Annotated in this window: 14 protein-coding genes and 1 other RNA gene; 1 reads left to right on the top strand and 14 read right to left on the bottom strand. The window is 29.9% G+C overall.

The features are described 5' to 3' along the window. Positions 1–5: 5 nt before the first annotated feature. Positions 6–1,931: a DNA topoisomerase IV subunit B gene (parE, locus tag Fi14EGH31_RS07775; RefSeq protein ID WP_022001275.1), complete on the bottom strand. Its 1,926-nt coding sequence runs from the start codon at positions 1,929–1,931 to the stop codon at positions 6–8. 110 nt (positions 1,932–2,041) lie between these two features. Between parE and plsY the strand changes: the two genes are divergently transcribed. Next, positions 2,042–2,641: a glycerol-3-phosphate 1-O-acyltransferase PlsY gene (gene plsY / locus Fi14EGH31_RS07770; RefSeq protein WP_107029430.1), complete on the top strand. Its 600-nt coding sequence runs from the start codon at positions 2,042–2,044 to the stop codon at positions 2,639–2,641. A gap of 35 nt (positions 2,642–2,676) precedes the next feature. On the opposite strand, the gene Fi14EGH31_RS07765 is transcribed toward plsY, so the two are convergent. From Fi14EGH31_RS07765 to Fi14EGH31_RS07705, 13 genes are all read right to left on the bottom strand, one after another. Beyond that, complete coding sequence (locus Fi14EGH31_RS07765) at positions 2,677–3,306, bottom strand: histidine phosphatase family protein (protein ID WP_117480409.1); 630 nt, start codon at positions 3,304–3,306, stop codon at positions 2,677–2,679. 24 nt (positions 3,307–3,330) lie between these two features. Next, entirely contained in the window at positions 3,331–3,531 is a 201-nt protein-coding gene (locus Fi14EGH31_RS07760; RefSeq protein ID WP_022001278.1) for a YneF family protein, read from the bottom strand. A gap of 14 nt (positions 3,532–3,545) precedes the next feature. Continuing rightward, complete coding sequence (locus Fi14EGH31_RS07755) at positions 3,546–3,908, bottom strand: sporulation inhibitor of replication protein SirA (protein ID WP_022001279.1); 363 nt, start codon at positions 3,906–3,908, stop codon at positions 3,546–3,548. 67 nt (positions 3,909–3,975) lie between these two features. Next, positions 3,976–5,955, bottom strand: coding sequence for a transketolase (gene tkt, locus Fi14EGH31_RS07750; RefSeq protein ID WP_200765346.1), 1,980 nt, complete (start codon positions 5,953–5,955; stop codon positions 3,976–3,978). Between the two features lie 83 nt (positions 5,956–6,038). Next, the gene (locus Fi14EGH31_RS07745) at positions 6,039–6,269 is read right to left on the bottom strand and encodes a DUF896 domain-containing protein (RefSeq protein WP_022001281.1); all 231 of its coding nucleotides are present in this window, start codon (positions 6,267–6,269) and stop codon (positions 6,039–6,041) included. A gap of 19 nt (positions 6,270–6,288) precedes the next feature. Further along, a non-coding RNA gene (gene ssrS, locus Fi14EGH31_RS07740) (6S RNA) lies at positions 6,289–6,448 on the bottom strand. A 36-nt stretch (positions 6,449–6,484) separates the two neighbouring features. Then, positions 6,485–7,768 (bottom strand): EF-P 5-aminopentanol modification-associated protein YfmH, encoded by a 1,284-nt coding sequence (yfmH, locus tag Fi14EGH31_RS07735; RefSeq protein ID WP_117864301.1) that lies wholly within the window; start codon positions 7,766–7,768, stop codon positions 6,485–6,487. Beyond that, positions 7,768–9,030, bottom strand: a complete 1,263-nt coding sequence (yfmF, locus tag Fi14EGH31_RS07730; protein ID WP_195932903.1) for an EF-P 5-aminopentanol modification-associated protein YfmF — start codon at positions 9,028–9,030, stop codon at positions 7,768–7,770. Before yfmF ends, yfmH begins: the two co-directional genes overlap by 1 nt. 90 nt (positions 9,031–9,120) lie before the next feature. Continuing rightward, positions 9,121–10,086: an ABC transporter permease gene (locus tag Fi14EGH31_RS07725; protein WP_200765345.1), complete on the bottom strand. Its 966-nt coding sequence runs from the start codon at positions 10,084–10,086 to the stop codon at positions 9,121–9,123. Then, complete coding sequence (locus Fi14EGH31_RS07720; protein WP_117864297.1) at positions 10,086–11,177, bottom strand: ABC transporter permease; 1,092 nt, start codon at positions 11,175–11,177, stop codon at positions 10,086–10,088. The genes Fi14EGH31_RS07725 and Fi14EGH31_RS07720 overlap by 1 nt, the downstream gene beginning before the upstream one ends. Further along, entirely contained in the window at positions 11,167–12,699 is a 1,533-nt protein-coding gene (locus tag Fi14EGH31_RS07715) for an ABC transporter ATP-binding protein (protein ID WP_022001286.1), read from the bottom strand. The genes Fi14EGH31_RS07720 and Fi14EGH31_RS07715 overlap by 11 nt, the downstream gene beginning before the upstream one ends. 121 nt (positions 12,700–12,820) lie before the next feature. Next, complete coding sequence (locus Fi14EGH31_RS07710) at positions 12,821–13,882, bottom strand: BMP family lipoprotein (RefSeq protein WP_022001287.1); 1,062 nt, start codon at positions 13,880–13,882, stop codon at positions 12,821–12,823. A gap of 96 nt (positions 13,883–13,978) precedes the next feature. Further along, positions 13,979–16,255 carry an FtsK/SpoIIIE family DNA translocase gene (locus tag Fi14EGH31_RS07705; protein ID WP_200765344.1) on the bottom strand — a complete coding sequence of 759 codons (2,277 nt, stop codon included), beginning with the start codon at positions 16,253–16,255 and terminating at the stop codon, positions 13,979–13,981. Between the last annotated feature and the right edge of the window lie 5 nt (positions 16,256–16,260).

Here is a 16,260-nt window from a genome sequence, read left to right as displayed (position 1 = left end):
ACCTCCTAAATTTGATAATTATCTTCTAATGTAAATTGTACATTTTGTTCAATCCATTCACGTCTTGGCTCAACTTTATCACCCATTAAAACAGTCACATTACGTTCAACCACAGCAGCATCATCAATTGAAACTTGAATCAAGGTTCTTGTTTCGGGATCCATGGTCGTTTCCCATAATTGAGAAGCATTCATTTCCCCTAGACCTTTATAACGTTGAACATTGTATCCTCTGCCAATTTTCTTTTTAGCATCTTCAAGTTCATAATCTTCCCAACAATAAATAACCTCTTCTTTTTTTCCACTTTTTTTAGATACTTTATAAAGAGGTGGAAGAGCAATATAAACTTTCCCTGCTGTGATCAAATCTTTCATATAGCGATAGAAGAAAGTTAATAATAATATTTGGATATGGGCCCCATCCGTATCTGCATCGGTCATAATAATAACTTTATCATAATGACTATCTTCAACTTTAAAATCTGCACCAAATCCAGCACCAATAGTATTGATTAATGTCGCAAGTTCTTCATTTTTCAAAATATCTTGTAAGGATACTTTTTCACTATTTAAAACTTTTCCTCTTAAAGGTAAAATTGCTTGATATTTTCTATCTCGTCCTTGTTTAGCACTACCTCCGGCAGAATCTCCTTCGACTAAATAAAGTTCATTTTTCTTTTTATTTTTAGTTTGAGCAGGAGCTAATTTCCCACTTAATATTCTTTCTTGTCTTGCACCTTTTCCTTTTCTTGCTGCTTCTCTTGCTTTTCTTGCTGCATCCCTTACTTGAGCAGCTTTAATCATTTTTTTAACAAGATTATCTGCAATTTCTTTATTTTCTTCTAAGAAATAAGATAATTTTTCATATACGATACTATCTACAATATTTCTAGCTTCTGGTGTTCCTAATTTTGATTTTGTTTGCCCTTCAAATTGTAAATAATGTTCAGGAACTTTAATGGAAATAATCGCTGAAAGCCCTTCTCGTACATCATTTCCTTCTAAATTTTTATCTTTTTCTTTTAATAGACCATATTTTCTCGCATAATCATTGAATGTTTTTGTAAGTCCAGATTTAAAACCTGTTTCATGTGTTCCACCATCACCCGTTCTTACAAGGTTAACAAATGATAATGTCGTTTCTTGATATCCAGAAGTAAATTGTAAAGCAATATCTACTTCCATCCCATTTTGTTCACCTTCAATAGAAATTGTTGGATGAAGTACATCTTTATTAGTATTTAAATAATCAATAAATGCTTCTAATCCATTTTCAAAATGGAATTCATCCATTTTTCCAGTTCTTTCATCTTTTAAAACAATTTTGATGCCTTTTAATAAAAAAGCACTTTCCATTAGTCTTTCACTAATTGTTTTATAATTAAATTCTATTGTTGAAAAAATTTGATCATTTGGTAAAAAATGAATCAATGTTCCCGTTTCTTTTGTTTTTCCAATAACTGTTAATTTTCCTATTGTTTCTCCGCCATCTTCAAAACGTTGCTTAAAAATCTTTCCATCTCTACAAACAGTCACTTCTAACCAATGAGAAAGTGCATTAACAACAGAAGCACCTACTCCATGAAGTCCTCCCGAAGTCTTATAACCACCATCTTCAGAGAATTTACCCCCTGCATGAAGAATTGTCAAAATAACTTCTGTTGTTGGCCTTCCTGAAGCATGCATACCTGTTGGCATTCCACGTCCATGATCTTGTACCATAATACTATTATCTTTACAAATAGTAACTTCTATTAAATTACCATATCCAGAAAGAGCTTCATCTATTGCATTATCAACAATTTCCCAAACTAAATGATGTAATCCTCTACTGTCTGTAGATCCAATATACATACCAGGTCTTTTTCTAACTGCTTCTAATCCTTCTAGAATCTGTATATTTGACTCATCATATGTATTCTTTTTTGCCATATAATCACTCCTTTTGTTATACTTGAACTATTATATCAATACTCTTGTTTTTTTTCAAAGTTTAATTGCATTTTTATAGGATAACTGTATAATTTAGCTTGGTGATAAAAATGTATGAAATATTATTGATTCTATTAGGTTATTTATACGGTTCTATCCCCTTTGCCCTTGTTATTGGAAAAGTATTTTATAATACGGATGTTAGAGAAAGTGGCTCGGGCAATTTAGGAGGAACAAATGCTGGCAGAGTCTTAGGAAAAAAAGCAGGTATTTCTGTAATTGTACTAGATGCTCTTAAAGCAGTTATTATATTTTATTTAAGTAGTTATTTATCTTTAAAATTCAATTTAAATCCTGATATTAAATATCTCGCTGGATTAGCATGTATTTTTGGACATTGTTATCCTATCTTTGCTGAATTTCGAGGAGGGAAAGCTGTTTCAACAAGTCTAGGTTATTTTTTATGTATTGAACCATTATATGCAGTTGTTGCTATTGTTGTATTTTTACTTGTTTTAAAAATTTCAAAATATGTATCTTTATCTTCAATCTCTACTGCTTTAATTGTTTTATGTATTACACCGTTTCTAGCGGTGTCCATAACAGCAAAATTATGCATGCTTGTAGCTGTTATCTTATTAGTTTATAGACATAAAGATAATATCAAACGTATTAAAAATCAGACTGAATCAAAAATTCAATGGATGTAAAAAAGATTAGTTTATGATAGTTAAACTAATCTTTTTTATTTATAACTAATTTTTTCTTTTAAAGGTGTTAAAAAACAATCTTTCCCAATAAAATCTATTTTATGTTTTTTTCCATCAAATTCAAACAACGAAAGCGAACATCCTCTTACAATTTCTTGATTAACTTCATTTAATCGTTCAACAGGTAAATCTAAAAAAATTCCATGTAATATTGTAAATAACATACCATGAATTGTTATAAAAATTGTTTGTTGAGGATTTTCGTTATATTTTTCTAAAATAAAATCATTTAAACGAAAAACAACTTCTTCATATGTTTCTCCATTTGGCAAAGAAAATGACAATTGCGGTTGATGCCACAAACAAAAATAATCATGTTTCTTTTTTAAATCTTGAATATATTCTCCTTCATAATCACCAAAGTTCATTTCCTTTAAACGACTATCTTCAATAATATTTTCATTTTTAAAAATAAGTCTCGCTGTAGATTTTGCTCTTAATAAAGGCGAAGAATATACTTGATCAATATGTATTGTTTTCATATATTCACCTAATTTTAAAGCATCTTCTTTCCCTTGCTTAGTAAGCGGTGAGTCTTTCCATCCTTGTAGTCTTTTTTCTTCGTTCCATGCAGTTAAGGAATGTCTAGTAATATATATTTTCATATAAACAAAAATAAGGGTATCCCCTTATTTATATTGTGATTTAACTGAAGCCATGATTCTTTTAATTTGAGCCTCACTTGGTTTTCTTCCCATTTCCATATACATAGCACGAATCATTTTTTCATTGATAGGTGGATTTTTTTGTAATTGTTTTTTAAAGAAATAACGAGACGCAAAGAACCCAGCAATTAATCCAACGATTAATCCAAGAATTGCATATAACATTGATAATACCTCCCTTACAAATTCTCATCTATTATAACATAACTTTTTAAATTATGATAGAGAATATCAAAGAATATGTTTGTTTTATCTTTCGATTCAATAATAATTTTATAATTTTCAACATATAAACGACTTATTTCATGTGTAAGTTCATTTTCAAATATATGCATTTTCCCAACTCGATGATATTCTTTTCTATTGTGCAATTCTTTATAAATAAGTTCATTCATATAATCAACACTGTTATAGACGCAATTTATAAATTTATTCATAAAATCATTATCTAACGTAAGATTATCAAAATATTGTTTTAAATTTGGATACTTTTCAAATAATTGTTTTATACCTTCTTCGTATTCATATATAACATATTTCATCTCAATCACCTATTACTAAGGTATCATAACAATCAAGGGAAGAATGTAAAAAAAGGGAGTACTCCCTTTATTTTAATAATTTTTCAATATTTTCTACGACTCCATCAACAGTAAATCCATAAGATTGGATAACATCTTGTGCTGGTGCACTTTTACCAAATTCATCAATAGACATTGTTATACCATCTAAACCAACATATTTATGCCATCCAAATGAACTAGCCATTTCTACTGATAAACGTTTACGCATTGCATTTGGTAAAACAGCTTCTTTGTATTGTTCATCTTGTTGATCAAAGATTTCTTGGCATGGCATAGATACAACACGTACATCAATACCTTTTTCAAGAAGTACTTTTTTAGCTTTCATAGCTAAGTTAACTTCTGATCCGGATGCAATAATGATAGCATCTAAATGATTTTCTTCTTTACCAATAACGTAAGCACCCTTGCTTACACCTTCAACAGAACTATTTTCCATTGTTTCTACATTTTGTCTTGTAAGAATAAGTGCTGTAGGGTTTTCAGTTGATTCAATCGCTAATTTCCATGCTGCTGCCATTTCTACGGCATCTCCTGGACGAATAACATGCATATTTGGAATTGATCTTAACATAGCAAACTGTTCAATTGGTTGATGAGTTGGTCCATCTTCACCAACTGCAATAGAATCATGAGATAATGGTAAAATAATTGGTAATTTCATTAAACAAGCCATTCTTACTGCTGCTTTGAAATAATCAGAGAATACTAAGAAACCACCAGCTGAAACTTTTACACCTTTATGCAATGTCATACCATTCATAATAGCAACCATTGCAAACTCACGAATTCCAAATACTAAATTACGTCCATTATAATTTTCAACACTAAAGTCATCTTCATCTTTAATTTTTGTTTTTGTTGAACTAGCTAAGTCTGCAGTTCCCGATAAGAAAGTTGGATTTTGTTTAGCAACTTCTTGAATAACTTCTAATGAAGTATTTCTTGTAGCGTCATTATGTCCTACAGGATAATTCTTTAAAAGTTCATCAATGTTTAAAGAATATTTACCAGCAATAGCATCTTCTAATTGTTTTGCTTCTGTTGGATATTGTTCTTTATACTCATTGAATAATTTATTCCATTTATTAAATTTAGATTTTCCTCTTTTAATTGTTTTCTTTTTAAAATCTTCATATACTTCTTCAGGTACATAGAATTCATCATGATCAAAACCATAAGATAATTTAGCGTTTTTACCATCTTCTTTACCTAATGGTGCACCATGAACTTTATTTGTTCCTTGATTTGCTGAACCAAATCCAATAACTGTATTTACAATAATTAAAGTTGGCTTGAATTGTTCTTTTTTACCTTTTTTAATAGCTTTATGAATTTCATTAATGTCATTTCCATCTTTAACTTCTAAAACTTGCCAATTACAAGCTTCATAACGTTTTTTTACATTTTCGCTAAATGACATTGATAAAGGTCCATCCAAAGTAACCTTATTTGCATCATATAAAACAATTAATTTACCTAATGATAAATGACCTGCAAGAGATGCCGCTTCATAAGTAACCCCTTCTTGCATATCGCCATCACCACATAAAACATATGTATAATGATCAATAATATCAAAGTTTTCTTTGTTATATTGACTTGCTAAAAATTTTTCAGCCATTGCCATTCCAGCTGCCATTGGAATACCTTGTCCTAATGGACCACTTGAAGCATCAACACCATGTGTCATTTCAATTTCTGGATGCCCAGGTGTATGAGAATTCAATTGTCTAAAATTCTTTAGATCATCGATTGTAACATCAAACCCTGTCAAATGTAACATGCTATATAAAAGTGCAGAAGCATGTCCACTTGCTAAAACGAAACGATCTCTATTAATCCATTCAGTTTCTTTGTTATAAATGTTTAGTTCTTTATTAAACAATGTATATAAAGCAGGTGCTGATCCAAGAACCATTCCTGGATGTCCAGAATTTGCTTTATTGATTGTATCGATTCCTAAACTTCTAATTGTTGCGATTGATAAATTTGAAATATCCATTTACATTTTCTCCTATTTTTAAATAAGTCAAGACATATTATACACATTTTCTATAAAAATTAAATATCTTCTACTAGAATTCCTTAATTTTTTAATTTTTCTTGTTTTAATTTAAGCGGTGTTATATCATTTCCTTTTTCATCTACAACTTTAATTGCTTTTAATTGAGATTTAAATCCTTCTCTAAAAAGCTTAATATATTCTTTTCTCAATTTATCCTGTTCTTTTAATTCTTCAGGAGTAATTGTACCTTCTTTTTTCTTTTTAGCTAAAACATTTATTCTATCTATAAGTTTTTGATCTATTGCTGCCATTTTGATTTCTCCTTTTAAATAAAAAACTAGAGAGCTTTTAGATTATCCCTGTTACGTACAGGTGGGCACCTTTAAATAATTTTAGGATTCCTATTCAAAGATAGGCTTTCAACACCATTATTTAGATCAGGTTCCCGTATCTAATGTGTAGGAAATTTATTTACACTCTCTAGTCGCATTACATTATACCATAAATTATTTTTAAATATACCCCTTTATTTATCTTTTTTAACAATATAGCTTGAAGCATATTCCTTACTAAAGTATCTTTTTACTTCATTTATATCTGCCAATGTCATTTTACTTACATAATCTACTAAATCAAATGAACAAATTCCTTCAAAATAATAACGGCTAAAAGTATTCGCAATACTTTCTGGACTATTGTAACTATTGATGAAGTTTCCAATTGTTTTCCTTTTAATTCTTTCAAAGTCATCTTCTGCTATTTCTAAATCTTGAACATGATCTATAAAATTAAAAATTGTCTTTTGCAATAATTCATAATCATCTTGATCTCCACCCATTAAAATAAAAGCATAATCTCTTTCTTGCGTAAAACTTGCACTAAATGTTTCATTAATATACCCTTTTTCTAACCATTCGTTATATAATGAAGAACTTTTAGAAAAACATAAATCAAATAATAAATTTAAAGCTAATTCTCTTTTAATTTTATCTTGAGGATCATCCAGAATTTCATTAATTTTAATAGAAACAATCAATTTATTCATTTCAACTTGCATTGTATCAATTTGTTCTTTAACAGCTACTGATGTTGGTTCTTCTATTTTTAATCTTTGAATTACATTTTCAGATAAGAAATGCTTTTTATTTTGATTTTCTTTAATGACACCTATTAATTCTTCAGGATTAATATTACCTACAACAAAAAGCATCATATTATGTGGATGATAAAAAGTTTGATAACAAAGTTCCAACATATCTTTATACGTATTATTAACAGTTTCACAAGTTCCAGCAATATCAATCTTAACAGGATGTTTATGATACAAGTTGGCAATAGCTCCAAAATAAACACGCCAATCTGGGTCATCATCATACATTTTTATTTCTTGACAAATAATTCCTTTTTCTTTTTCTACGCTTTCGTCTGTAATATTTAGACTTTGTACAAAATCTAGTAAAAGTTCAATACAATCATTTTCATTTGTTGTCGTTGAAAATAAATAGGCCGTACGACTTGATGATGTAAATGCATTTGAACTTGCCCCAAGTTTAGCAAACTCATCAGCAGCATCCCCATTTTCCATATCAAACATTTTATGTTCTAAAAAATGAGCAATTCCGTCTTCGACTTTTATCATTTCTTTTTGTCCTAAGGGTACAAAAGTTGTATCAATCGATCCAAATCTTGTTGAAAATAAACCATATGTTTTTTCAAAACCAATTTTAGGTAACAAATATACTTCTAAACCATTTTCCAATTTTTCATGGAATAACGTTTCTTTTAAAGTTTGATAATATATTTTTTCCATTACTCATTTCTCCCCTTCAACAAAAATATTGTATCAAGTTCAATATTTTGACAAACATCTACAATATCTTGATAAGTAACATTTTCAATTTTTTCTAAATATTGTTCATTTGTTTCTTTTTTTTCCGTAATATCTCTATTGTATTGAACGGCAACTTGACTTAATGGCTCATCGTTTGTTTTTTTCATAGAATTTTTAATCATTAATTTTGCAGTATCAATATCATCTTGATCAAAGCAACCATCTTGCATTTCTTTTAATTGTTCTTTAATTAATTGAACGGTTTGATGATAATCTTTTCCTTCTATGCCAGCTGTAATGACCATCACTCCATTAAAAGCATCATAACTTGAAGAAATATAATAACATAATGAATTTTTCTCTCTAACAACTTTAAATAATTTAGATTGACTCATTCCACCAAAAATCGCATTAAATACTACAAAAGCATAATGATTTTGGTGATTGTAATTTACTGATATACGATATCCCATATTAAGCTTAGCTTGTGTAACATCTTGCTTTTCTATGATTTCTAATAAATCTTTTCTATTTTTTTCAAATGAATATACACTTTCAAAAATTGAATTATTCTTTTCAAAAGATAAACAATTTTCAAAGACATGAACAATAGATTCATCTACATTTCCAACTACATAAATATGTTTTTGGTCATTTTTTATACATTCCTTAAAATACGAAAATAATTCTTCATTTTCAATTTTTTTTATATTTTCAATATTTCCATGAGAAGAAATTCCTAAACATGTCCCCTTTCCCATATATTCAAACATTTTTTCTAAACTATAATAAAATTTATCATCTTGATTATTAATAAGACGTTCAACCAATTCTTTTTTCTTTCTTTCAAACATTGTTTGATCAAAAGCCATTTTTGAGGCATTAGGTTTAAAGAAAATATCATTTAACAGTTGGATTTGCTGTTGAATAAGATCTTCTTTGTAAGGTAAATATTCTTGATTAATACAGATTGAATTAATATTAATAATATGACTCTTACCTTTAGTAACAACATTAGCTCCTAATTTCATGCCATACATGCTTTCTAAATATTTAGAAAGTTCTTGTGTTGAGGGATATTTTTCTGTACCCGTAGTCAACATAAAAGATAGTAATGTTCTTTTAGCAACCGTTTTTTCATCTAGTGTATTTTGTAATTTTAATGAAATTGTAATATTTTTAAATTTATTTGTAGGGAGCAAATGTAAATCATACCCTGGCATTTTATAAACTTTTTCCATAATCATTTCCTTTCATTCTCATCTATTATACACAAATAATCAAAAAAATAAAAAAGTATTATTTCTTAAGAAACAATACTTTCAAATATTTTAACGTTTTGATTTATCATAAGGAATCCCCGAAGCCTTAGGAGCAGCAGAATTTTTAGAAGTAAACGCTAATAAAATCAATGTTGCTACATAAGGAATAAGTTTATAAACAACACTTGGGAAACCTAATGCTGATAAAAATGGAATTGCTGTATAAGTATATGCTAATGTCTTCATAATTCCAAAGAATAATGATGCAGCAGCAATACGATATGATTGCCAGTTACCAAAAATCAAGATTGCAAGAGCTAAGAATCCATAACCACCAACATCACTATTAAATACAGTTGAAATTGGGATGATATAAATAAGTCCACCTATACCACCTAGAAAACCAGATAATAGAACACCCATATAACGATATTTATAAACACTTACACCTGCAGCATCAGCAGCTTGAGGATTTTCACCACAAGCACGTAATCTTAATCCTGCTTTTGTTTTATTTAAGAAAATAACCGATAAAATCAAAATAACAATTCCAAGATAAGTTGTAATATAAGCACCTTTAAATAAGATAGGTCCTAAAATTGGAATTTGTGATAAGACAGGAATTTCATGAATTCTAAATGTATTTGAAAAAGGTACACTTGAATTTCCATTGAAAATCAATTTAGCTAAGAATAAACCCAATCCAGGAGCTAACATATTAATTGCAGTTCCGGAAATTGTTTGATCGGCTTTTAAGTTAATTGCTGCAAAAGCATGAAGTAAACTTAATAGAGCCCCAAAAATACCAGCTACAATTAATGCTAAAATCAATAATAATTGCGGATTCATTGTTGGGTTTGCTGATTGCATTAAATAAATGAAATAAACCCCCACGAATGCTCCACCAATCATGATTCCTTCTAACGCGATATTAACAACACCACTTCGTTCACTAAACATCCCACCTAAAGCAACTACTAAAAGAGGCACTGTAAAGACTAATGTTTGATTTAAGACATTTAAAATAATATCCATTATTCTTGACCCCCTTCAACAGCAACTTCTTTTTTATGTTTTTTCTTTTCATGATTTTGTAAATATAAACGGATCATTAAAGCAAATGAACTAAAGTAAATAATAACCGCTGAAATGACATCAATAATTTCAACTGGAATATTACATGCTTGCATATAGTTTCCACCAACATTAATATATGAAACAAATAATGCCGCTAAAATACATCCAAGTGGACTGTTCATTCCTAACAATGCAACTGGAATTCCATTAAATCCTTCTGGAAGTGTGACTTCAGCAGTTGTAAAGGCTCTACCTGTTCCTCCGATATAAACAAGTCCACCACCAATACCTGAGAAAAATCCTGCAATAACCATTGATAAAATAACAATTTTCTTTTCAGACATTCCAGCATAACGACTTGCTTCTGGATTATAACCACATGCTTTTAATTCATAACCAAATGTTGTTTTATTTAAAATAATATAAGCAACGATGCATAATGCAATAGCAATAATAATACCACCATTAACATCTGAGCCTGGGAAAATATGATTTAATCCCATTTTAGGAACAGCAATCTTAGATGTTTGGGAACGAGCACCAGCTGAATCATAAATAAAAGCTTTAACACCCTCAATAACAAGATACATACCAATATAGTTAAACATGATACCCGAAATAACAATATTAACATTTCTATACGCTTTTAAAATTCCGGGAATCAATGCCCAAATTGCTCCAGCAAGTCCTGCAGCAATTAAACAAATGATCCATAATAATGAATCAGGTACAGTTTGATAAAGCGTATTGGCTAAAAATAATGCCACAAAGCCACCAACTGTATATTGACCAGTTGTCCCGATATTAAAGTTACCGCATTTAAATGCAAATGCAACAGATAACCCAGTCATCATAATTGGAATTGCAGAATAAAGAACTTGCCCTGTACTTCTTAATCCTTTATAAAATCCCCCAGACATCATAATACCCATTGCTCTAAAAGCTTGAGATGGATTTGCTATTAAAATAACGATAAATCCTATAAGCAATCCAATTAATATAGCAAGTAAAGAAGCTATCAGATTTTGTTTTGACTCATTATTTTTCATATCCTTCACCTCGTTTACTTCCTGACATATAAAGTCCTAATTCTTTTTCATCAATTTGTTTTGGATCTAAATTAGCAACGATTTCACCTTCATACATTACTAAAATACGATCTGAAACATTCATAACTTCATCTAATTCTAATGAAACAAGTAAGACAGCTTTATTTTCATCTCTTTGTTTAACAAGTTGTTTATGAATAAATTCAATAGCACCAACGTCTAATCCACGTGTTGGTTGTACAGCAATTAATAAGTCCGAATTAGATTCAACCTCTCTAGCAATGATTGCTTTTTGTTGATTTCCTCCTGACATTCCTCTCGTAATAGATTTTGCACCTTCACCAGAACGAACATCATATTGTTCAATTAACTTATTAGCTGTTTCATACATCTTATCAAATTTAATAAAACCTTTATTTTGATATTTTGGATCAAAATAACTTTTTAAGATAAAGTTTTCGGCTAGATTATAATCTAATACTAAACCATGTTTATGACGATCTTCTGGAATATGAGCCATCCCTTTTAAAGAACGTGAACGAATACTTTCATGAGATAAATCTTCTCCATTTAATAGAATTTGCCCACTGTTATGTTTAATAAGACCTGATAATGCATAAACAAGTTCTGTTTGTCCATTTCCATCAATTCCCGCAATACAAACGATTTCTCCTCGACGTACATTGAATGAAACGTTATTTAAAACATTCTTGGACGAATGAGCTGGTTTATAACATAGATCTTTTACCTCAAGAACTGTATCACCAATTTGAGGTTTATCTTTTTCTACAATAAAGTTAACTTTTCGGCCAACCATTAATTCTGATAATTTTTCAGCAGATGTTGAAGCTACATCAACTGTACCAATATATTTACCTTTTCTTAATATTGTACAACGATTAGCTACCGCTTTAATTTCATTTAATTTATGAGTAATAAAAATGATAGATTTACCTTCTTTTGCTAAATCTTTCATAATCATCATTAGTTCATCGATTTCTTGAGGTGTTAATACCGCAGTAGGTTCATCAAAAATCAAAACATTATTATCTCTAAATAACATTTTCAAAATTTCAACCCTTTGTTGCATTCCTACAGTAATATCCGAAATTAAAGCATCTGGATCAACATTTAATTTATACTTTTGAGATAATTCAATAACTTTTTTTCTTGCCGCACCTTTTTGAATAAAAGTATGCTTTGTTTCTTCAATACCTAAAATAATATTTTCAAGTACTGTAAAGTTATGTACAAGTTTGAAATGTTGATGAACCATACCAATGTTATATTTATTGGCATCGTTGGGATCATTAATTTCAACAGGTTCTCCATTAATTTTTATTTGTCCTTCATCTGGTTGATATAAACCAAACAAAATAGACATCAGCGTCGATTTTCCGGCACCATTTTCTCCTAACAATGCATGTATTTCACCTTGTTCAACTTGCAAGGTAACATTATCATTTGCTTTGATACCAGGAAACTCTTTCATTATGTTAAGCATTTCTATTGCATATGACATTAAGCTTCCCCCTTTTCGATACAATTATACATGAATTTATAAATATAGAAAAGAATTTTTGTTTTTTCATAACAAAAAAGGATGTTATGATTTTAAATTATTTCATAACACCCCATTTATCTTATTCAAAATTAACTGTTAAATTATCAAATGAAATTCCTGAAGGATCTCCAGTTTTTTCATCAACATCAGCAGATGATTTTAATTCTAAAGAACCATCTTTGATTTTTTTATCAACAGTATCATGATCTTCTTTAGAGAAGTTCTTTAATAATCCTGGATAAACAATACCACCTGTATTTTTCAAAGTAACTGTTTTTCCACCTTGGAATTTATCTTTTTTATATGCATTTAAAGCTTCAATAGTAGCACCTTTTACATCTTTTAATGCAGAAGTAATAACAGTATCAGAGTCACCACTTTGATCAGTATCTACACCAATAGTGTATTTACCTGCTTCTTGTCCAGCAGCGAAAATCGAGTTACAAATTTGTCCACCACATGAGAAGATGACTTCAGTTCCACCTGCATACCATGATGAAGCTTTAGATTTGATATCTGGTGATTCAGAGAATGTACCAGTATATGTATAGTTAACATCAACATTAACATTCATTTCTTTAGCAGCATCACTAGCACCTTGTAGGTAACCAACACCATAGTTTTCTACAGCTGGTAAAGCCATACCACCCATGAAACCTAATTTAGTATATCCTTCTTTAACAGCAGCATATCCAGCAACATATCCAGATTCTTGTTCAGAGAATAAATAACTTACTGTATTATCTCCAACTTTTGTTTCTCCACTACCATCTTTTTGTGGTTCAAAGTCGATAGTAACGAATTTAACATCAGGATATTTTTCTTGAGCTTGGTATAAAGCCCCAGAGAAGTTGAATCCTGGAGTTACAACAACTTTTGCTCCATTATCTACAGCATCATCAATTGTAGATAATAATCCAGCTTGATCAGTATCTTTTGGCGCATAATATTTATATGAAATATCATTTTTTTCACCAAATTCTTTTACACCTTCATAAGCAGATTGATTGAATGATTTATCAGTAACTGATCCAGAGTCAGTGATCATTGCGATTTCATAAGTATCATCGCCACCACTTGTACATCCAGTAGCACCAAAAATCATTCCTAAGCATAAAATACTTGCGAATAATTTTTTCATGTTCTTCTTCCTCCATTTAATTTTCCTCTACCATTGTAGCATTAAAAAAAATATTTGAAAACAGTTAACATAATAAAAAAACGGTAAATACCGTTTTTAAATTTCTTCTTCATTATATCCACGTACATATACTTCACGTGGTTTAGATCCAATTTGTGGACCTATAATACCATCCGCTTCTAATTGATCAATAATTCTGGCTGCTTTGTTATAGCCTATTCTAAATTGTCTTTGTAAAAGTGATGTGCTCGCTTTTTGTGCTTGAATAACAAATGCTCTGCACATTTCATACTCTTCATCTTCTTGTTCTTCTTTAGAAGCAGCTACTGCAGAAATTGGTTTTACATTTGTGTATCTTTCATCATATGATGCTTCTTGTTGTTTCGTTGTATAATAAGTGATTGCTTCCACTTCACTATCATCAACATAAGCTCCTTGCACACGAATCGGCGAATTCGATCCCATTGGTAAAAAAAGCATATCTCCTTTTCCTAAAAGTTTCTCTGCGCCTGTACAATCAAGAATCGTTCTAGAATCAATACTTGAAGAAACAGCAAAAGCAATTCTTGATGGAATATTAGCCTTAATAACACCTGTAATAATATCCGTTGATGGTCTTTGTGTAGCTACAATTAAATGAATCCCAGCCGCACGTGCTAATTGAGCTATACGCATAATACAATCTTCAACATCTTTACTAGCTACCATCATTAAATCTGCAACTTCATCAAGGATTACTACAATATATGGAAGTTTTTCTAATTGATGTTCCGCATCATTTTCTTGATTTTTCTTTTCAACATATTGATTATACGTTTCAATTTTTCTAACATTTGCCCCTGCAAATAAATCATAGCGTCTTTCCATTTCCGAAACAGTTTCTCTTAAAGTGGCCGCTGCTTTTTTAGGATCAGTAACGACCGGTGCTAATAAATGAGGAACCCCATTATAATTGGATAACTCAACCTTTTTAGGATCAACTAAAATAAGTTTGACCTCATCCGGTTTCGCACGCATTAATATGCTGCTAATAATCGTATTAACACATACAGATTTACCTGAACCTGTTGCCCCAGCAATAAGTAAATGAGGCATTTTATTAAGCTCTGCATAAATGACTTGACCATTAACATCCTTTCCTAAAGGAACAACAAGTTTATTGTCTTTATATTTATCAGGAATGTTTTTAAATACCTCTTTAAAAGAAACCATTGATGATACTAAATTAGGTATTTCAACTCCAACCGCTGGTTTTCCAGGGATAGGCGCTTCAATACGAATATCTTTAGCTGCTAAAGCTAATTTAATATCATCTTGTAAAGACATTATTTTATTAACTCTTGTCCCCGTTTCTAATTTTAATTCATATTTTGTAATTGAAGGGCCAATAGAAATATTATTAATAGAAGCATGGACTCCAAATTCATTTAAAACAGCTGTTAATCTTTCAGCACTTTCTACAGCATGATTTTTATTTTCACCTTGTTTTTTATTAACCACATTATGTAAAAGAGATAACGGTGGTAAATGATAATTTTTATTTATATGCTCTATGACTGGTTCTTCAATTTGTGATTGATCATTTTGAACTAATTCTTCATCCACCGATGGAATAGGAGGCTCTTTATCAACAATTTCTATTTCTTGATGTTCATCATTAAAAGTAAAAGCTTGTGGCAAAGTCACATCTTCTTTCGCTATTTCTTCAAATATAGTCGTTGGGGTTTCATCATCTTCGAAAATAGCATCATCAAAAAAAGTTGTCTTATTTTGTTCTTTCTTAAAGAAATTTCCAAAATAATTTGAATGCTGTTTTAAAGAATCTTTTGTTTTATTAAAATTATTTTTTGCTCTTTTTTGAATTTCTTTTTTGTGTTCAAAATAAAACTTACTTCCTAATAAAATAATTCCTGTTACAACAATAAAAACCGCTGCAATGATTGCTCCCATATAATCAAACAATGCACTTAAAAAGCCATATAAAACTGCCCCCAATAATCCTCCTCTATTTAAAGGAACTTGATTAAAATAAGACTGTATGACTTTTATCCCTGTAAGTGATGGCGTAGCAGAAATAAATAAAGTTAAACCTATAAAGAGCAAATAAAGACCTACCGCCTTAGGACCATTAAATTTAGGAAAATCCGCCTTAACAACAATATATCCTAATAAAAGAATACAAGTAAGATAAATAATCCCATTTAAATTCCCAAATACATACATAAAAACATAATTCAAGTGGTCTCCAATCACTCCTAATTGCATAGCAGCAATAATTACTAAAAAAATGAAAAATAAACAAATAATCCTTAATTTTAATTCTTCACTCACTTGTTCTTGCTTACTTTTTCTTTTTCTTGCGGTCTTAGCCATCATAT

The sequence above is a fragment of the Faecalibacillus intestinalis genome, from assembly GCF_015097455.1.
Lineage (GTDB): Bacteria > Bacillota_I > Bacilli_A > Erysipelotrichales > Coprobacillaceae > Faecalibacillus > Faecalibacillus intestinalis.
The sequence above is the reverse complement of the archived record's forward strand: the minus strand, read 5'-3'. Positions and strand labels throughout refer to the sequence as shown.